The organism is Lacinutrix sp. 5H-3-7-4 (assembly GCF_000211855.2).
Lineage (GTDB): Bacteria > Bacteroidota > Bacteroidia > Flavobacteriales > Flavobacteriaceae > Lacinutrix.
The window spans coordinates 1,118,987-1,137,133 of sequence record NC_015638.1 but is presented as its reverse complement, the minus strand read 5'-3'; the positions used below and the strand labels follow the sequence as shown (position 1 = coordinate 1,137,133).

The following is an 18,147-nucleotide window of genomic DNA, read 5'->3' as shown; positions in this document are numbered from 1 at the left end:
TACGGTTTTTCCCGTACTAAAAAGTAAAAAACTATTATTATCTTGGCAAACTATATTGACTTACAAATGAAAGGTTTTTTTTATACGCTATTTTTAATCACCTCTTTAGGTAATGCACAAGAATTTAATATAACAGGTAATGTTGTTGATGAGAATAATGAAGCCGTTGCTTATGTTAACACCGTTATTTATAATGCAAACGAGACAGATATTATTACAGGATCAACCACCAATGAAGCGGGAAATTTTATTATTGAAAACATAAGTTTTGGTGACTTTATTTTAAAACTCTCTTTTATTGGTTACGAGTCTATATCTAAAAAAATAAGTGTATCAAAAGATTTAAATATAGGAACTATAGTTTTAAAAATGTCTCAGGAATCACTTGGTGAGATTACTGTTAATTATAAAAAACCTACTGTACAAATAGAACCAGACCGTTTAATTTTTGATGTAAAAGACACCGCTTTAACTGAAGGGAATTTACTTGATGTTTTACGTAATACACCTTCTGTTATGGTTTCTGGAGAAAATATAACTATAAAGCGATCGTCTCCAACAATTTATATTAACGATAAAAAGGTAAATTTATCTGGAGCAGAGATTATTCAGCTTTTAGAAAACTCACCTGCAAATAGTGTAAAGTCTATAGAAGCAATTACTTCTCCAGGAGCAAGATACGATGCCTCAAGTGGAACGGTATTAAATATTGTAATGGACAAAAACTTAATTACTGGATATAGAGGTCGTGTTTTTGGTAGTTATAAGCAAGGTGTTTTTCCTAGTTATAACGGAGGTGTTTCTAATTTTTTTAAAAAAAATAAAGTTAGTTTATCTGCTAATTATAGTTATTCGAAAAATAAAATTAATAGATTTAATGATGGTGAGATAAATTATTTAGACAATCAAAATAATCTTGATGAGCTATGGAAATCAAAACTCAATAGAAATACATGGTCTGAAAACCATAATACTAATATAAATTTCGATTATTTTATTAATGATAACAACACCTTTAGTTTATCTTCTAACATCTCAATAACACCATATTTTAAATATAGAACTAAAAACCAAACTAGAATTACAGATGATAATACTAGTTTATTATCAAGTTTTGTAGCAAATACATTATCTAGAGATGATAAGCATAATTTAGGCTTTGATGCAGACTATGTTAGTACATTTAAAAATAGCAGTAAACTTTCAGTAAATGCACATTATACTAATTACGACTATACTAGAGCACAAAATGTAAATAGCCAATATTATACAAATACTGGTGATCTTGATTTTGTAACAGCTTTTAACACAAATTCTAATCAAGATATTGATATTGTTTCGTCTAAAATAGATTATAGTATTCCATTTAATGAAGAAACTTCTTTATCTGTTGGTGTAAAAGGTTCGTTTGTAAATACAAATAGTGACATAACCAGATTAGATGTTATAAACAATCAAGAAGAATTAAATAGCGCTAATATATTTGATTATTCTGAAAATGTTTTTGCAGCCTATGCTAGCCTAGACCAAAGTTTTGGTGATTTTAATATAACAACGGGTTTACGTTTAGAGCAAACCAATATTGAAGGAGAATCTCTAGGGAATATAAACTCTCAAGATTATTTAAAGCTTTTTCCAACAGTTTTATTAAACTATCAAACCACAGAATCTATTTCTATTTATGCTAAATATAAAAGAACTATATCAAGACCTAGTTATCAATCTCTAAATCCTTTTGAGTTTTATTTAAATGATAATGTAATAGTTTCTGGTAATCCAAATTTACAACCATCATTTAATAACAAATGGGATGTTGGTACCATAATAAATGATAGGCATCAAGTATATATTACTTTAACGAGTACAGAAAATAATATTAACGAGTTACCAATTCAAAATAACGAGACAAATATTATTACTTATACACCAGCAAATATTGGAAAAACAACAGCTTTAGGTTTTAGTTACGAAAGCTATTTTACAGTTTTCGATAAGTTATCGTTATATTTTGGTACAGAAGTTTATAATACTATAGAAAAAACACAAATTGAAAATCAAGCCATAAAGCTAGACCAATGGTCTAATTACACCTATTTAATAGGAGATATTAGTTTTTTAAAAGACAATAGCTTATCAACATCATTTTCTCTAACATATTCTAGTAAAAACTTGCAAGGACTTATAATTTCTAAAGGGCAACTTTTTTCAGACATTGCAATTTCAAAAACCATTTGGAACAAAAAAGGAACGGTGTCTTTAATAGCCTCAGATTTATTTAATAAAGCCGATTATAATACTGTTACAAACTATTTTAATCAACGAAATTCTCAAATTACTAACTTAGATAACCGTTATATAAAACTGGGTTTTAGTTATAAATTTGGAAATAGAACATTAAGTTCTAACGAAAAAAATAGTTATAATAAAGAGCGAAATAGAATTCAAAATAGAGATTAAAACAAAGTTTATTTTAAAGTATTTAATTGCTAGCAATTAATGCGCCGCAAACTCCAAAGCTTATAATTAAATAAACCACTCCTAAAATCCAAAAAACTTTAGAAACTTTCTTTTTCTTTTTTACTGTTAAAATTGAGGCTATTATAAAAAATAAGATTGCAGGACCAACCATTATAAGTATAATGATTGCAATAAACCCATCTAAATTCATATTTGGTGCTAAAAACATATTTTTTAATTTTATATTCTAAAAGTGATATAGTTTACAATTAAATAAAGATTAGTAACTGTATTTTATATTTCATTTCTAAGTTCTTCTAATCGTTCTTTTTTATCATCACGATAAAATAAATTCATAGTCTCAAACGGAATAATTTTATTGTCTTTATCAACAATGTGAACACACGATTTTTTTATAGCTCGAACATCAAAATTATAAGCATCTATAAACTGCATAATAATAACTCTAAATAAGTTGTCATAACCTAAGTTTGGTGCATCAATATTTGGAAGACAACACATAATAGATTTTAAATTTTCTTCGGCAACTTCTACAGAATTTCCAGTACTAAAGAGCTCAATCATCTTATCTTGAAGCTGTTCATCCTGCTCATAAATAATAGTGTTTTTACTATTATCTAATAAATCTGTAGGGTTTATATAGCGCGTTAAAGGAAATACCTCTTCTTCTAATTTAAGCGCATAACCCATAACTAAAGCATCGGGATTGCATGGTACAGGTATAAGGTCGTCACTATTAAAAATTGAAGTTTGTTCCATTATCTTTCTTCTAACCTCAGTAAGTGTCATCCTATCTGTCTCGGGATTAAAATTATCTAATCTTCCTGCAATTTGTGTTGGTTGTAAGGTTACACCACGTACAGACTTTTGTTTTAAAGCATAATCAATAATTTTTCCAATTTCGTTATCATTTAATTCTTTTTGAAGCGTTACAACTAAAGTTGTTGATAGATTTACTGTGTTTAAATTTTTAATTGCTTGTTTACGTATATCGTTTAAATCTGCTCCTCTTAATTCACGTAGTACATGGTTTTCAAACGAATCAAATTGTAAATAAATTTCAAAATCTGGAGCGTAGGTTTTTAGTCTTTCTGCGAAAGCGAGATTTTTAGCAATTTTTATTCCGTTTGTATTTAGCATTAAATGCCTAATAGGTAGTGACTTTGCATAGTCCATAATTTCCCAAAACTGTGGATGTATTGTTGGTTCTCCTCCAGAAATTTGTACAACATCTGGTTCTTTTTCATTAGCTACAATAGTATCCAGCATTGTTTTAATTTCTTCTAGAGTCCTATGTCTTCCATAGGTTGGTGAAGATCCAGCATAGCAGGTTGGGCAAGTTAAATTACAACGGTCTGTAACTTCTACAACGGTTAAGCATGAATGTTGTTCGTGGTCTGGGCAAAGCCCGCAATCATAAGGCCAACCATAGTGTGTTTTAGTATTAAACTTGTATGGTGTTTCACTAGGTTTGTTATAGTTTCTTATGTTTTTGTAATACTCAATATCATCTGCTATAAGCACCTTACTATTACCATGCTCGTTACAACGTTTAAGCATATAAACCTTATCATTTTCAAACACTATTTTAGCATCAACACGTCGCAAACATTCAGGACATAAACTTAATGTAAAATCGTAATACGTATATTTTCTAACGGGCATTTTTTATGATTTTTAAAATGAAACGGTAATAGTATAACCAACAAATTACACATAATATTTGAATGGTACTTAGTCCCAACACATAAAACACATTTGGTTTTAAAAACTCAATATAAAAACGGAAGCCAAAGTAAGAAAGCATAAATATTTTAAAAAGTTCTCCATTTTTTAATGTTGCCTTGTTTTGAAAGTAATTTAAGCTAAAAAATAAGATTAGTAAAAAAAACAACTCATATAAAGCTGTTGGATGGCGAAGTATACCATCGCCTAAATCCATCCCGAAAATAGATGTGGTTTCTTTACCGTAAGTAAACTCCTTTACACCAGAAAGAAAGCACCCAATACGACCAATAAAGATGCCTAAAATAATAGGGAAAACAAACAAATCTCCCGAAGAGTGTGTTTCGCCAATACTTTTTTTAGCTAACTCTACACCAAGTAATCCTCCAAACAATCCACCCATTATGGTTTTAGTGTTTAGAATATTTAAAATATTTGCTTGAGTCCATTCTACAAACGGGTTTTCTAATAAACCAACTAATCGAGAACCAATTAAAGCACCAATAGCAGCACCTAATATTATAGACAATCTATTACCTCCAGAAATAACATCAATACTATGTTTTCTTAAATAAACATAATATCGAAAGGCAATAAAAAAGGCTAAGTACTCTAAAACAAGATGTATGTTTATGTAGTACCCTAAAACTTCAGGTTCGAAAGGAATTATCACGTTGCTATTTGGGTATAAATGAATTTACAATAGCCAAAGCTTCATTATAATACATACCAAAATAATGTTCCTTCATTTGAAAGCGAATAAAATCGAGTCTGTTATTTTTAATATAGAAAAACTCTAACCTCTTATATTTATTTTTTTCAGATTTATATTCCACTAAAGATTCAATTTTATAAACAAACTTTGAATTTTCTTCCATTTTTATAATTTTAGATTCTTTATTGCTTTCGTTTCTTCTTAGCGTGTTTGCGTGTTCTTTTAAAGTGTTTTCTAGGCCTATAAATTTTTCGACATTTAATACATTTCTACTTACAGATATGTTATTTAATTCATCTTCTGGATTTGCTTTTCTTAATGTTTTTGGAGTTAAATATACATATCCCATAGCTCCAAATTTCACCCAACTTTTTGGATAAGTAATTTCAAAATGGTTGTTACTAATGGTTTTTAATTTGGATGTGTTTTTTTTTGAAGCACAACTACAAAAAATAATAAACGAGAGTATTATAATTTTTTTCATAGTCACTAATTTATAGCATTCATTTATAATTACCCAAAAAACATTAATTTTGCAAAAAAGAAATCATTTTGGTAAAAATAGACAACATAGAACTACCTGATTTTCCATTGCTTTTAGCACCTATGGAAGATGTAAGCGATCCACCATTTCGAGCATTATGCAAAGAACAAGGTGCAGACGTTGTTTATACCGAGTTTGTAAGTAGTGAAGGTTTAATACGTAATGCCGCTAAAAGCGTTATGAAACTTGATATTTACGAAAAAGAAAGACCAGTTGGTATCCAAATTTTTGGAGCCAATATGGACAGTATGCTAGAAACTATTGATATTGTTTCTGCATCTAACCCAGATATTATAGATATTAATTTTGGTTGTCCAGTAAAAAAAGTTGTAAGTAAAGGCGCTGGTGCTGGTATTTTAAAAGATATCTGTTTAATGGAGCAACTTACTGCCGAAATGGTTAAACGTACCAATATTCCAATTACAGTAAAAACACGTTTAGGTTGGGATCATGATTCTATAAAAATTGTTGAGGTTGCCGAAAGGTTGCAAGATGTTGGCTGTAAAGCTATTGCTATTCACGGTAGAACCAGAGCACAAATGTATAAAGGTGAAGCCGATTGGAAACCTATAGCTCAAGTAAAAAATAACCCGAGAATGCATATTCCTGTATTTGGCAATGGAGATGTTACTTCTCCAGAACGTGCTATGGAAATGCGTGACGATTATGGTTTAGATGGTTGCATGATAGGTAGAGCTACAATTGGAAACCCTTGGTTTTTTAAGCAAGTAAAACACTTTTTTGAAACAGGAGAACATTATAGACCAATTACTATGCAGGAACGCGTAGAAGCAGCTAGAAGACATTTACAAATGTCTATAGATTGGAAAGGTGAAGTACTTGGCGTTTTTGAAACCAGAAGACATTATACTAACTATTTTAAAGGTATTCCGCATTTTAAAGAATATCGCATGAAAATGGTAACAAGTGACGACTCAAAAGACGTATTTGCTGCCTTTGATGAGGTTTTAGAAAAATTTGGTGATTTTCAATTTACAGAGTAAGCAATTACTAAATGGTTTTTACCATTGCTTTTGTAATTCTAACCGAAGCAATTTTTGATGCTATTATACCTAAAACAGTAATTGTTACAAATACAATAAATAAGTTTACAACATTAAAAGTAACAGGATAGGCTAAATTTTCAGTAATCATTACTTTCATATTTTCAGGTCCGTAACGCTGAAATAAAATCAAAAGCGTACTTACAATTAAGCCTATTAAACCACCTACAATACTCATTAAAGTACCTTGTAAAAAGAAAATTTTTCTAATATCTTTTACCGTAGCGCCAATATTAAATAAAGTTATTAAGCTTTTTTTCTTATCTAGCATCATCATAATTAAAGACCCAACAACATTAAAAAAAGCAATAATTAATATTAAAGTAAAAATTAAGTAAACAGCCAAATTTTCTGTGTTTAGCATTTTATTTAACGAGTCGTTAAGCTGTGCTTTATTTTTAATAGTTATAGATTTTCCTAAAACATCTTGAATTTTAGAGCTAACAATGTTTTCATCTGCATCATCTTTAAGTTTAAACTCTATACTTGATATTTGGTTTTCTTTATAACCTAAAAGTTCCTGCGCTAATTCTATAGAAGAAAAAATATGGCTAGCATCTAGTTTTTCATTCACTGTAAAAATACCTACGCAAACTGTTTCAACTTGATTAAAAGCTTCGTTTATAGAACTTATTTGTCCTTTTCCTGGTTTTGGCACACCTAAATAAAGGCGTTTTCCATAATTTAAAACACCAAGATTTAAATTGTTAGACACGCCATAACCAACAACAACTTGGTTGGTTTTTGGTGTTAACCAACTCCCGTATGGTATAATAGAGTCTAAGGTGTTAATAGTGCTAAAATTCTCATCTACACCTTTTATATAAAATGCTTGTTTAGCACCATCAAAAGAACCTATTACGCGCTCTTCTACTATTTTAGAATAAGAAACAACACCATCAATACTGTTTAATTTATCTTCATTAGAAGTGGTTAATAAAAATGATTTTCCAATAGTAGTTTCAGCCTTTAAATCTGGATCTATAACAGTGGTAAATTGCAAAGTAAAATCACGTAAACCAGAAAATCCAGAAAGTACTATAAATAAAGAAGCAGCACCTAAAATAATACCGCCAATAGCTATGTAAGTGATAAAGTTTATAGCATTATTACTGCTTTTAGAGCGCAAATAACGTTTAGCAATGTAATACGAAAAACTCAATAGTTAAGATTTTTTGCGTTTCCCCAATAAATCTTGATTTTTAATTGGGTTATCTTCTCTTTTTAAAGATTGTTCAATTTTATCTATATGCTCTAAAGAATCATCCACAAAAAAGTAAAGTTGTGGCATTCTTCGTAGTTGATTTTTTGTGCGCTTAGCTAATTCATGACGAATAAAAGGTTGGTTAGATTTTATACCTTCAACCAATTCCTTTGCTTTATCATTAGGAAAAATACTTAAATATACTTTAGCGACAGATAAATCTACAGTAACCGAAACTTTAGATACTGAGATTATAACACCGCGCATGCCACCTTGTGTTGCAGCAGTTTGTAATATGTCTACTAGATCGCGTTGTAAAACCGATCCTATTTTTTTTTGTCTTTGACTTTCTTCTGTTTTCATTTATTTTTATTGCTTTCAATACTTTAACAGTAAAGAATGGACTGCAAAAATACGCTTTTTAAATATTATACTATTTTTGAAAGCAAAATTTGTACCTTAATAATTAATTTATAAACTATAAATTATACCATTTTACAATATTATATATGAATAAAATTGAACACATTGGAATAGCAGTAAAAAACCTAAAAGAATCAAATACATTATTTAGTAAATTATTTGGAGAACCACATTATAAAATTGAAGAAGTAGCATCTGAAGGAGTAAATACTTCCTTTTTTAAAGTTGGAGAAAATAAAATTGAATTATTAGAAGCAACAAAAGAAGATAGTGCAATAGCAAAATTTATAGAAAAAAAAGGCGAAGGTATCCACCATATTGCATTTGATGTAACAGATATTGAAGCTGAAATAAAACGCTTAAAGTCTGAGGGATTTAAAGTTATAAACGAAACACCCAAGAAAGGTGCCGATAATAAATTAGTTGCTTTTTTGCACCCAAAATCATCAAATGGAGTTTTAATTGAACTGTGCCAAGAAATAAATTGTGAAATAAAGAAATAATTTCTTGTAGCGTTTTAAAAATAATAGTAGATTTGCAGACCAATTTTGGTCCCATAGCTCAGTTGGTTAGAGCACCTGACTCATAATCAGGTGGTCCTTGGTTCGAGCCCAAGTGGGACCACTAGTATTAAAAAAGACTTTAGTTTTCTAAAGTCTTTTTTTTTATGCTGTATTTTTTACAAAAATTTATCTTTATTAAATAGAATTTTGAATTTTACTATTTATTAACAATTTAGTAGCCGAATAGAAATATATCAAATTTTCAAATATGCTATTTTTGACGACTTTTAGGTATTTTGTCGAAAAAAAATACCGTTCATAGGATTTTTTTGTCGAAAAAACTGTTGAAAAGTTTTGATAAGACAGTTTTTTTTATACATTTACCACCAAGTTATGAAACAATATAAAAAGACATTTGCCTCATTCTTATTTATATTAATAAGTTTTGTGTGTTCGGCTCAAGGTCCATTTGATCCACCACCACCACCGCAGCCGCCTGGTCCACCAGGTACGCCAATTGACGGAGGTATACTAGTGCTCTTAATTTTAGGAATATTGTATGGTGCTTTTGTTGCTTATAAAAAAACTAGAAAATTAGCTTAATTTCTTACAGTATTTAATTTACTTACGTATTTACCAATAACATCAAACTCTAAATTTACTATAGAACCTTTAGAAAAGGTATTAAAATTTGTGTGCTCAAAAGTGTAAGGAATTATTGCTACACTAAATTCATTTTTCTTAGAGTTCACAACTGTTAAACTTACACCGTTAACAGTAATAGAACCTTTTTCTATTGTAAGGTTTATAGAGTTGTTACTATATTTAAAAGTAAATAACCAGCTACCATTAGTTTCTTTAGCTTCAATACATTCTGCTATTTCATCAACATGACCTTGCACAATATGTCCATCAAGCCTATCACCAAGTTTCATTGCACGTTCAATATTAACAATGTCATTTACCTTTAAATCTCCAATATTGGTTTTTTCTATAGTTTCCTTAATTGCGGTAACAGTATATTCTTCATCTCCAATATTTACAACAGTTAAACAAATACCATTGTGAGAGACACTTTGGTCTATTTTAAGTTCATTAGCAAGGCTACTATTTATTGTAATATGTAAATTATCTTGCTCTCTATTTAAGGTTTTTACAACACCTAAGGTTTCAATAATTCCGGTAAACATACTTTATCGAGTATTATTTAATTAAATTTGTGACTGTAAATTTACAAACAATAGTTATCAAATTTAATGAGTAGAGAAGAAAATATAAAAGTTGGTATCTCAATAGGAGATTTAAATGGAATAGGACCAGAAATTATACTAAAAGCATTTGAAGACCAAAGAATGTTAGAGTTTTGTACACCTATAATATTTGCTTCAGTTAAAACCATGAACTTTGTTAAAAATCATTTTAAGTTAAATGTTCATTTAAATAGTATTCAACATTTAAATCAAGTTTCAAATAAAAAGGTAAATGTATTTAATTGCTGGAAAGAAGATGTTCATATTAGTTTTGGTGAAGAAAATTTAAAAATTGGTGAATATGCAGTAAAATCTTTATCGGCAGCAACTAAAGCTTTAAAAAGCGAAGAGGTTGATGTTTTGGTAACTGCGCCAATTAATAAAAGTAATATACAATCAAAAACATTTAATTTTCCTGGACACACAGATTATTTGGCAAAAGAACTTGAAGGAGAAAGTTTAATGTTTATGGTAACAAACTCGCTTAGGGTTGGTTTGCTTACAGATCATGTTCCGGTGAAAGATATTTCTAGCCATATAACACCTGAGCTAATTACCAAAAAAATTGAAACGGTTTACAATTCATTAAAACAGGATTTTGGAATTAACAAACCTAAAATAGCAGTTTTAGGTATAAACCCTCATACTGGAGATAATGGTGTAATTGGCAGTGAAGATGATGCGGTAATGCGCCCAACCATAAAAAAAATTAAAGATTCTGGAAAATTAGTATTTGGTCCTTATGCTGCCGATAGTTTTTTTGGAAGCAATAATTATAAAAGTTTTGATGCTATAATTGCATCTTATCACGATCAAGGATTAATACCATTTAAAACACTTTCTTTTGGTCAAGGTGTTAATTATACAGCAGGATTAAATAGAGTAAGGACTTCACCAGATCATGGTACAGCATATGAAATCGCAGGAAAAGGAATTGCAGACATAAGCTCTTTTAAAGAAGCCTTATTTGCAGCAATTAAAATATTTAACAATCGTAACGAATATACAGAATTAAACAAAAACCCACTCGCTATAAGTAAGCGTAAGCGTTTCGATAATAGAAAATAAAAAAAAGAAGTCAACAAAAAATTGTTGATAAGTCTTTTAGTTTAAAAAAGATTTGTATATTTGCGGGCTCAAAAGAGATGTGATAATGAAGCCATTGAAACAGTTTACAATACCATTTGTAGGACTAAAAGTAGGAAAACATCATTTTGATTACGAAATTGACAGTAAGTTCTTTGAATATTTTGAGTATGATGACTTTAATAGTAGTAATTTAAAAGTAGATGTTGAATTAGAAAAGAAAACAACACTTTTAGAACTGCATTTTGAAGTGTCAGGAACAGTTAATATTAACTGTGACGTTACAAATGAACCTTATAATCAACCTTTAAACAATGAGTTTGATTTAGTAGTTAAGTTTGGTGAGGAATATAATGATGAGAATATAGATATTTTAATCATTCCTCATGGAGAGTATGAAATTAATATACAACAATACGTATATGAGTTAATTGTACTTGCAATGCCAAGAAAAAGAGTTCATCCAGGAGTTGAAGATGGAACATTAGATTCAGACATACTTGAAAAATTAGAAGAATTAAGCCCTAAACAAAAGGACATAAAAGAAGACCAAGAGGAAATAGACCCGCGTTGGAATACATTAAAGAAACTATTAACGGATAAATAAAAAAATAAAATGGCACATCCTAAAAGAAAAATCTCTAAAACAAGAAGAGATAAGAGAAGAACACATTATAAAGCAACTGCGCCACAAGTTGCAACTTGCCCAACAACAGGTGAGCCTCACTTATATCACAGAGCACACTGGTTTGAAGGTAAACTTTATTACAGAGGTCAAGTATTAATTGACAACGCTGTAGCAGAAGAAAATATAGCATAATTTACTATGCATGCATACAGAAAACGCTCACTTGTGGGCGTTTTTTTTATGATATATTTTTCTATACGTTAAAAAGAACTTAATTTGCATTATTATTGGCAATAAATGATTAAATTCATTAAAATTTTGCCATTTTTGGACGATTTTTGAACCGTTTTGGTCAAATTAACTTAAAAAGTATGAGTAAAATCTCAGCAGCAATCACGGCTGTGGGCGCATATGTGCCAGACTATATATTAACCAACGAGATTCTCGAAACGATGGTTGATACAAACGACGAATGGATAACTACCAGAACTGGTATTAAAGAACGTCGCATTCTTAAAGGTGAAGGCAAAGGTACTTCCTACATGGCCATTAAAGCCGCCCAAGACCTTATTAATAAAACAGGTATAAATCCAGAAGAAATTGATCTTGTAATTGTATCTACTGCAACACCAGACATGCAGGCAGCGTCAACATCTGCATACACTGCAACGCAAATTGGAGCAGTAAATGCCTTTTCTTTCGATTTAGAAGCCGCTTGTTCTAGTTTCCTATTTGGTATGTCTACAGCATCTAGATATATAGAATCTGGTAGATACAAAAAAGTACTACTAATAGGAGCAGATAAAAACTCTTCTATGATAGATTATCAAGACAGAGCAACATGTATAATCTTTGGAGATGGAGCAGGTGCAGTTTTATTTGAACCAAATGAAGAAGGATTAGGACTGCAAGACGAGTATCTTAGAAGTAATGGAGCGGGAAGAGAATTTTTACAAGTAAAATCTAGTGGCTCATCATATCCTGTAACAGCAGAGCGTATTGCTAAAAGAGAAAACTTTGTGTTTCAAGACGGTAAAACAGTCTTTAAAAACGCAGTTTTTAATATGGCAGATGTAGCAGTAAAAATATTAGAACGAAATAACCTTACAAAAGATGATATCGCTTGGCTTGTTGCACACCAAGCAAATAAAAGAATTATTGATGCAACAGCTAATAGAATTGATTTAGAATCAGATAAAGTAATGATGAATATAGAAAAGTACGGTAATACAACATCTGCTACTTTGCCGTTATTATTAAATGATTACGAATCACAATTAAAAAAAGGAGATAATTTAATTTTTGCCGCTTTTGGAGGTGGCTTTACTTGGGGATCTATTTATTTTAAATGGGCCTACAACGGAAAATAAACTAACTATAAAAAAACTTAATAACTGTAATTATGGATTTAAAAGACATTCAAAACTTAATCAAATTTGTAGCCAAATCTGGAGCGAGTGAGGTTAAATTAGAAACAGATGACGTTAAGATAACAATAAGAACAGGATCAGATTCTGAAACTACAATTGTTCAGCAAATGCCAATGGCTCAAATGCCACAAATGCAAATGCAACAAGCGGCACCTGCTCCAGCAGCAGCGGCAGCACCTGCAACTCCAGCAGCACCAGAAAAAGAAGATTCAAAATATATAACTGTAAAATCTCCAATTATTGGAACATTTTATAGAAAACCATCACCAGATAAACCATTATTTGTTGAAGTAGGACAATCAATCGCAGAAGGAGATGTACTTTGTATTATTGAAGCAATGAAACTATTTAATGAAATAGAATCTGAAGTTTCAGGTAAAATTGTTAAAATATTAGTTGATGATGCCTCTCCGGTAGAATTTGATCAACCATTATTTTTAGTAGACCCATCATAACCCAATTTTAAAATTCCAAAACACAAATCCCAATTTGTTGGAATTTGGAATTTGAATTTTAAATTTTTTAGAACGTTATGTTTAAAAAAGTATTAATTGCCAATAGAGGAGAAATAGCACTACGTGTTATTAGAACCTGTAAAGAAATGGGCATAAAAACTGTAGCAGTATATTCTACAGCAGATGCCGAAAGTCTACATGTAAAATTTGCAGATGAAGCAGTTTGCATTGGGCCAGCACCAAGTAGTGAGTCTTACTTAAAAATGTCTAATATTATTGCAGCTGCAGAAATTACAAATGCAGATGCAATACACCCAGGATACGGATTTCTATCAGAGAATGCTAAATTCTCAAAAATTTGTGCAGAACACGATATCAAGTTTATTGGAGCATCTCCAGATATGATTGATAAAATGGGAGATAAAGCCAATGCAAAATCTACAATGATTGCTGCAGGCGTACCATGTGTACCAGGAAGTGAAGGTGTTATAGAAACATTTGAAGACTGTAAAAAAATAGCAAAAGAAACAGGTTACCCAGTTATGTTAAAAGCTTCTGCCGGTGGTGGAGGAAAAGGAATGCGTGCTGTATGGAAACCAGAAGACTTACAAGAAGCATGGGAATCTGCAAGACAAGAATCTAAAGCAGCTTTTGGAAATGATGACATGTATATGGAAAAGCTTATTGAAGAGCCTCGCCATATTGAAATTCAAATAGTAGGAGACTCTAATGGTAAAGCATGTCATTTATCAGAAAGAGATTGCTCTGTACAACGTCGTCACCAAAAATTAACTGAAGAAGTACCTTCTCCTTTTATGACTCCAGCTTTACGTAAAAAAATGGGTGAAGCAGCTGTAAAAGCAGCAGAATATATTAAGTATGAAGGAGCTGGAACAGTAGAGTTTTTAGTAGATAAACATAGAAACTTCTACTTTATGGAAATGAATACACGTATTCAAGTAGAGCACCCAATTACCGAGCAAGTAATTGATTTCGACTTAATACGAGAACAAATCCTTGTAGCAGCAGGAGTGCCTATTTCTGGTAAAAACTATTTACCACAATTACACTCTATAGAATGTAGAATTAATGCGGAAGATCCATTTAACGATTTTAGACCTTCACCAGGTAGAATTACAACGTTACATGCGCCTGGAGGACATGGAGTACGTTTAGATACTCACGTATATGCAGGTTATTCAATACCTCCAAATTACGATTCTATGATTGCTAAGTTAATTACAACTGCGCAAACAAGAGAAGAAGCAATAAATAAAATGAAACGTGCCTTAGATGAGTTTGTTATAGAAGGTATTAAAACAACAATCCCGTTCCATAGACAATTAATGGATCATCCAGATTATCTGTCAGGAAATTATACTACAAAATTTATGGAAGATTTTGTAATGCAAGAGGAAATTGAAGAATAAAAAAAAAGCGACTTATATAAGTCGCTTTTTTTTATGAATACAATTAAAATTATTAGCAAAAGGAGGGCATATTTGCATTTTATTTAAAACCTACCTCCTTTTTTTATTTAATAGTTGTTTTTTTAACACATAAGCTTTGGCTTTCTATAATTATCAAATTATATTTAAACTTTTAAAAAACAATATATTATGAAAAAAAATTACTTTAAAAATATATTTTTTCTTTTTCTGTTAATACTGTTATCCATCAGTATACATGCTCAAAAGAAATCTGTTATATGGTCACAAATTAGCACACAAAAAGCTAATAGTATAGAAAATAAATTTTATAAAGCGACTCCTTTAAAATCCACACTGTTTAATGTAGATTTAAATAATTTATCACAAACTTTAAATAATGTTCCAAAAAGTATAAGTTACGATAAAACATCTAACGTTATCGTCCAGATGCCTAATGCTGAAGGAAAATTTGAGTCTTTTAGAATAAGTGAAGTTTCAATTATGGAACCAGATTTGGCAGCAAAGTTTCCTAATATAAAAACATATGTAGGCGTTGGTATAGAAAATCCAGCAGCAATGCTTCGTTTAACTATAACTCCAGAAAAAGGATTAAGCGGAACAATTTTTTCAGAAAAGAAAACTGTTTTTATAGAGCCTTATTCTAGTGATTTAAAAACATATATTGTTTTTGTTAATTCTGAAGGTGATACAAATACAGATAATTTTGTCTGTGAGACAGAGTCAGTATTCGAAAAAAGTGGCATTTCTAATGAAGAATATTTGGCATTAAAAAATGCAGACGATGGACAACTAAGAACGTATCGTATAGCTTTAGCTTGTACTGTAGAGTATGCGCAATTTCATGGCGGAACCATGAGTAGTGTTATGGCCGCTATGACTATAACCATGAATCGCGTCAATGGTGTATATGTACGTGATTTAGGTCTTACCATGACAATGGTTGATAATACAAGTATAATTTTTTTAGGCCCAAATGTAGATTCAGATCCTTACACAAATAATAATGGAGGAGCAATGCTTAGTCAAAACCAAACAACATGTGATAATAATATAGGCTCACCAAATTATGATATTGGACATGTATTTAGTACTGGTGGTGGAGGTATAGCCTCATTAAACTCTCCTTGTACAGGCTTTAAAGCACAAGGTGTTACTGGTTCTCCAGTTCCTATGGGAGATGCTTTTGATATAGATTACGTAGCACACGAAATAGGTCACCAGTTTGGAGGTAACCATACTCAAAATAACAATTGTCAACGTTCTTCTGTTTCTGTAGAACCAGGAAGTGCTTCTACAATAATGGGATATGCTGGAATATGCGCGCCAAATATTCAAAATAATAGCGATGATTATTTTAATGGTGAAAACATTAAAGAAATGTGGTTAAATATCTCTGGAGGAAATAGTAGTACTTGTGGCACATCTGTTTCTAGTGGAAATACTGCACCAACTGCAAATGCAGGAGTAGATTACTCTATTCCACCATCAACAGCATTTAAACTAACAGGAGTTGGTACAGATCCAGACGGTAACTCATTAACTTATTCTTGGGAGCAAAACGATACAACTCCAGCACCTATGCCTCCACAATCAACAAATACAGCTGGACCAACATTTAGGTCACTAGACCCAAAAACAACACCAGTTAGATACTTTCCAGACTTTAATACTGTTTTATCGGGTTCTTTAGCTTCTACTTGGGAGGTTGTGCCATCTGTAGCAAGAACTATGAGTTTTTTATTAACAGTAAGAGATAATGCTCCTGTTGCAGGTAATACACAGTCTGACGAAATGGTAGTTACTGTAGAAAATGTAACACCATTTACTGTTTCAACACCTCCAACTTGGGCTCCAGGAAGTACTCAAGTAGTTAATTGGGTTGTTGGTCAAACTAATAATGCAACTATAAATTGCCAGACGGTTAATATTTTATTTTCATCAGATGGTGGATTAAATTTTAATACAACTTTAGCCTCTGGAGTCCCTAATAATGGTTCTGCTACAATAACAGTTCCTAATATAGCAACTAATAATAATTCAAGAATTTTAGTCGAAGCAGCAGATAATGTTTTTTATGCAATATCAGATGTTTTTTCTTTATCAAGTGCTCAGGATTTTAGTATAAGTAATACTACAGGTGCACAATCTGTATGTAATATAGATAATGTTAGTTATGATTTTTCTTATGTAACTTCAAATGGTTTTTCTGAAACGACAACATTTTCTGCCACAATTTCACCGGCAGGATCTGGAGCGAATATTACTTTTTCTCCAACATCTTTAAATACAGATGGTACTTTTACTATGGATATAACAGGTTTATCTACTGGTACACCTGGTAATTATACAATTACAGTTACTGCTACATCGCCATCTATAACTAAAACTGAAACGGCAGCGCTTACAACAACAGATAGTGTGTGCCAATCTGCAGCTGAAGCAACAGATTCAGATAGAATTACTGGTGTTATTTATAATACAATTAATAATTTAGATGCTACTGTTAGTACAGCGCCATACGAAGATTTTACTTCAATTTCTACAGATGTGGAAAGAAACTCTACTCATGATATGACGGTTAATTTAGATACTAATGGAAACTTTTTCTATGTTGTAAAAGTATGGATAGATTGGAATCAAAACTGTAGTTTCTTAGACCCAGGAGAAGAATACGATTTAGGAACCATAGTTAATATGGTGGATCAACCTAGTTCTAACTCTCCATTAGCAATTACAGTTCCAAACGATGCTGTTTTAGGAACGACTACAATGAGAGTAGGTATGAAAAATACAGATAGTGTTAATAATGATTATGATCCTTGTGAAACAGGATTTTTTGGGCAAGTGGAAGATTATTCTGTAAATGTATTAAACCCTTTAAGTGTTGATGAATTCTCATTAAGTAATTTAAGTGTATATCCAAATCCTAATAATGGAGAGTTTAATGTAAAGTTTAATACAACTTCAAGTAATATTGGTATAGATGTATTTGATGTTCGTGGACGCTCAATAATTAGTAAAACTTATAATAATACTTCTGCAGAGTTTAACAAGGCAATAAGCCTTGGTAATGTAGAATCAGGAATGTATTTACTTAATATAAGTGATGGTTCTAAAGTAGTTACTAAAAAGATTATTGTAGAATGATTTTAAATCAAGTTTAAATAAAAAAGCCACAACAATTTGTTGTG

The 18,147-nt window shown here is 30.9% G+C and carries 18 protein-coding genes and 1 tRNA gene; 12 read left to right on the top strand and 7 right to left on the bottom strand.

Translation table 11 applies throughout. The features are described from left to right. Nucleotides 1–42 precede the first annotated feature (42 nt). Entirely contained in the window at nucleotides 43–2,457 is a 2,415-nt protein-coding gene (locus tag LACAL_RS04930; RefSeq protein ID WP_013869606.1) for a TonB-dependent receptor domain-containing protein, read from the top strand. A 22-nt stretch (nucleotides 2,458–2,479) separates the two neighbouring features. On the opposite strand, the gene LACAL_RS04925 is transcribed toward LACAL_RS04930, so the two are convergent. The 4 genes from LACAL_RS04925 to LACAL_RS04910 all read right to left on the bottom strand — a co-directional run bounded on the left by LACAL_RS04925 (nucleotide 2,480) and on the right by LACAL_RS04910 (nucleotide 5,402). Further along, entirely contained in the window at nucleotides 2,480–2,686 is a 207-nt protein-coding gene (locus LACAL_RS04925) for a hypothetical protein (RefSeq protein ID WP_013869605.1), read from the bottom strand. 65 nt (nucleotides 2,687–2,751) lie between these two features. Further along, complete coding sequence (locus tag LACAL_RS04920) at nucleotides 2,752–4,143, bottom strand: radical SAM protein (protein WP_013869604.1); 1,392 nt, start codon at nucleotides 4,141–4,143, stop codon at nucleotides 2,752–2,754. Further along, nucleotides 4,133–4,876 (bottom strand): prolipoprotein diacylglyceryl transferase family protein, encoded by a 744-nt coding sequence (locus tag LACAL_RS04915; protein WP_013869603.1) that lies wholly within the window; start codon nucleotides 4,874–4,876, stop codon nucleotides 4,133–4,135. Before LACAL_RS04915 ends, LACAL_RS04920 begins: the two co-directional genes overlap by 11 nt. Before the next feature lie 4 nt (nucleotides 4,877–4,880). Beyond that, nucleotides 4,881–5,402 carry a PsbP-related protein gene (locus LACAL_RS04910; protein ID WP_013869602.1) on the bottom strand — a complete coding sequence of 174 codons (522 nt, stop codon included), beginning with the start codon at nucleotides 5,400–5,402 and terminating at the stop codon, nucleotides 4,881–4,883. A gap of 68 nt (nucleotides 5,403–5,470) precedes the next feature. Between LACAL_RS04910 and dusB the strand changes: the two genes are divergently transcribed. Continuing rightward, nucleotides 5,471–6,466, top strand: coding sequence for a tRNA dihydrouridine synthase DusB (gene dusB, locus LACAL_RS04905; protein ID WP_013869601.1), 996 nt, complete (start codon nucleotides 5,471–5,473; stop codon nucleotides 6,464–6,466). A 7-nt stretch (nucleotides 6,467–6,473) separates the two neighbouring features. Here dusB and LACAL_RS04900 read toward each other — a convergent pair whose 3' ends face one another. Further along, entirely contained in the window at nucleotides 6,474–7,688 is a 1,215-nt protein-coding gene (locus tag LACAL_RS04900) for an ABC transporter permease (RefSeq protein WP_013869600.1), read from the bottom strand. Between the two features lie 3 nt (nucleotides 7,689–7,691). Continuing rightward, nucleotides 7,692–8,093, bottom strand: coding sequence for a 30S ribosome-binding factor RbfA (rbfA, locus tag LACAL_RS04895; RefSeq protein WP_013869599.1), 402 nt, complete (start codon nucleotides 8,091–8,093; stop codon nucleotides 7,692–7,694). A 146-nt stretch (nucleotides 8,094–8,239) separates the two neighbouring features. Between rbfA and mce the strand changes: the two genes are divergently transcribed. The 3 genes from mce (at nucleotide 8,240) to LACAL_RS04880 (ending at nucleotide 9,259) form a co-directional block, all read left to right on the top strand. Beyond that, entirely contained in the window at nucleotides 8,240–8,656 is a 417-nt protein-coding gene (gene mce, locus LACAL_RS04890) for a methylmalonyl-CoA epimerase (protein ID WP_013869598.1), read from the top strand. Between the two features lie 47 nt (nucleotides 8,657–8,703). Continuing rightward, nucleotides 8,704–8,777 (top strand) — tRNA-Ile (locus LACAL_RS04885). 272 nt (nucleotides 8,778–9,049) lie between these two features. Continuing rightward, nucleotides 9,050–9,259 carry a hypothetical protein gene (locus LACAL_RS04880; RefSeq protein WP_013869597.1) on the top strand — a complete coding sequence of 70 codons (210 nt, stop codon included), beginning with the start codon at nucleotides 9,050–9,052 and terminating at the stop codon, nucleotides 9,257–9,259. Here the strand turns inward: LACAL_RS04880 and LACAL_RS04875 are convergent. Beyond that, complete coding sequence (locus LACAL_RS04875; RefSeq protein ID WP_013869596.1) at nucleotides 9,256–9,846, bottom strand: riboflavin synthase; 591 nt, start codon at nucleotides 9,844–9,846, stop codon at nucleotides 9,256–9,258. The two genes, LACAL_RS04880 and LACAL_RS04875, sit on opposite strands and share 4 nt — an antisense overlap. Before the next feature lie 66 nt (nucleotides 9,847–9,912). Here LACAL_RS04875 and pdxA point away from each other — a divergent pair, with 66 nt between their 5' ends. The 7 genes from pdxA (at nucleotide 9,913) to LACAL_RS04840 (ending at nucleotide 18,103) form a co-directional block, all read left to right on the top strand. After that, nucleotides 9,913–10,974, top strand: coding sequence for a 4-hydroxythreonine-4-phosphate dehydrogenase PdxA (pdxA, locus tag LACAL_RS04870; RefSeq protein ID WP_013869595.1), 1,062 nt, complete (start codon nucleotides 9,913–9,915; stop codon nucleotides 10,972–10,974). Between the two features lie 85 nt (nucleotides 10,975–11,059). Next, entirely contained in the window at nucleotides 11,060–11,599 is a 540-nt protein-coding gene (locus LACAL_RS04865; RefSeq protein ID WP_013869594.1) for a DUF177 domain-containing protein, read from the top strand. Nucleotides 11,600–11,608: 9 nt separating this feature from the next. Further along, nucleotides 11,609–11,812 carry a 50S ribosomal protein L32 gene (rpmF, locus tag LACAL_RS04860; RefSeq protein WP_013869593.1) on the top strand — a complete coding sequence of 68 codons (204 nt, stop codon included), beginning with the start codon at nucleotides 11,609–11,611 and terminating at the stop codon, nucleotides 11,810–11,812. A 179-nt stretch (nucleotides 11,813–11,991) separates the two neighbouring features. Beyond that, a complete protein-coding gene (locus LACAL_RS04855; RefSeq protein ID WP_013869592.1) occupies nucleotides 11,992–12,990 on the top strand; it encodes a beta-ketoacyl-ACP synthase III in 999 nt (332 codons plus the stop codon). A 32-nt stretch (nucleotides 12,991–13,022) separates the two neighbouring features. Beyond that, nucleotides 13,023–13,505: an acetyl-CoA carboxylase biotin carboxyl carrier protein gene (gene accB, locus LACAL_RS04850; protein ID WP_013869591.1), complete on the top strand. Its 483-nt coding sequence runs from the start codon at nucleotides 13,023–13,025 to the stop codon at nucleotides 13,503–13,505. 77 nt (nucleotides 13,506–13,582) lie between these two features. Then, nucleotides 13,583–14,935, top strand: a complete 1,353-nt coding sequence (accC, locus tag LACAL_RS04845; protein ID WP_013869590.1) for an acetyl-CoA carboxylase biotin carboxylase subunit — start codon at nucleotides 13,583–13,585, stop codon at nucleotides 14,933–14,935. Between the two features lie 189 nt (nucleotides 14,936–15,124). After that, nucleotides 15,125–18,103, top strand: a complete 2,979-nt coding sequence (locus tag LACAL_RS04840) for a reprolysin-like metallopeptidase (RefSeq protein ID WP_013869589.1) — start codon at nucleotides 15,125–15,127, stop codon at nucleotides 18,101–18,103. Nucleotides 18,104–18,147: the final 44 nt, after the last annotated feature.

Coding starts and splice junctions, on each gene's coding strand:
- LACAL_RS04925 (WP_013869605.1), bottom strand. CDS start 2,686: ATGTTTTTAGCACCAAATATGAATTTAGATGGGTTTATTGCAATCATT.
- LACAL_RS04920 (WP_013869604.1), bottom strand. CDS start 4,143: ATGCCCGTTAGAAAATATACGTATTACGATTTTACATTAAGTTTATGT.
- LACAL_RS04910 (WP_013869602.1), bottom strand. CDS start 5,402: ATGAAAAAAATTATAATACTCTCGTTTATTATTTTTTGTAGTTGTGCT.
- rbfA (WP_013869599.1), bottom strand. CDS start 8,093: ATGAAAACAGAAGAAAGTCAAAGACAAAAAAAAATAGGATCGGTTTTA.
- mce (WP_013869598.1), top strand. CDS start 8,240: ATGAATAAAATTGAACACATTGGAATAGCAGTAAAAAACCTAAAAGAA.
- LACAL_RS04880 (WP_013869597.1), top strand. CDS start 9,050: ATGAAACAATATAAAAAGACATTTGCCTCATTCTTATTTATATTAATA.
- LACAL_RS04875 (WP_013869596.1), bottom strand. CDS start 9,846: ATGTTTACCGGAATTATTGAAACCTTAGGTGTTGTAAAAACCTTAAAT.
- pdxA (WP_013869595.1), top strand. CDS start 9,913: ATGAGTAGAGAAGAAAATATAAAAGTTGGTATCTCAATAGGAGATTTA.
- LACAL_RS04865 (WP_013869594.1), top strand. CDS start 11,060: ATGAAGCCATTGAAACAGTTTACAATACCATTTGTAGGACTAAAAGTA.
- rpmF (WP_013869593.1), top strand. CDS start 11,609: ATGGCACATCCTAAAAGAAAAATCTCTAAAACAAGAAGAGATAAGAGA.
- LACAL_RS04855 (WP_013869592.1), top strand. CDS start 11,992: ATGAGTAAAATCTCAGCAGCAATCACGGCTGTGGGCGCATATGTGCCA.
- accB (WP_013869591.1), top strand. CDS start 13,023: ATGGATTTAAAAGACATTCAAAACTTAATCAAATTTGTAGCCAAATCT.
- accC (WP_013869590.1), top strand. CDS start 13,583: ATGTTTAAAAAAGTATTAATTGCCAATAGAGGAGAAATAGCACTACGT.
- LACAL_RS04840 (WP_013869589.1), top strand. CDS start 15,125: ATGAAAAAAAATTACTTTAAAAATATATTTTTTCTTTTTCTGTTAATA.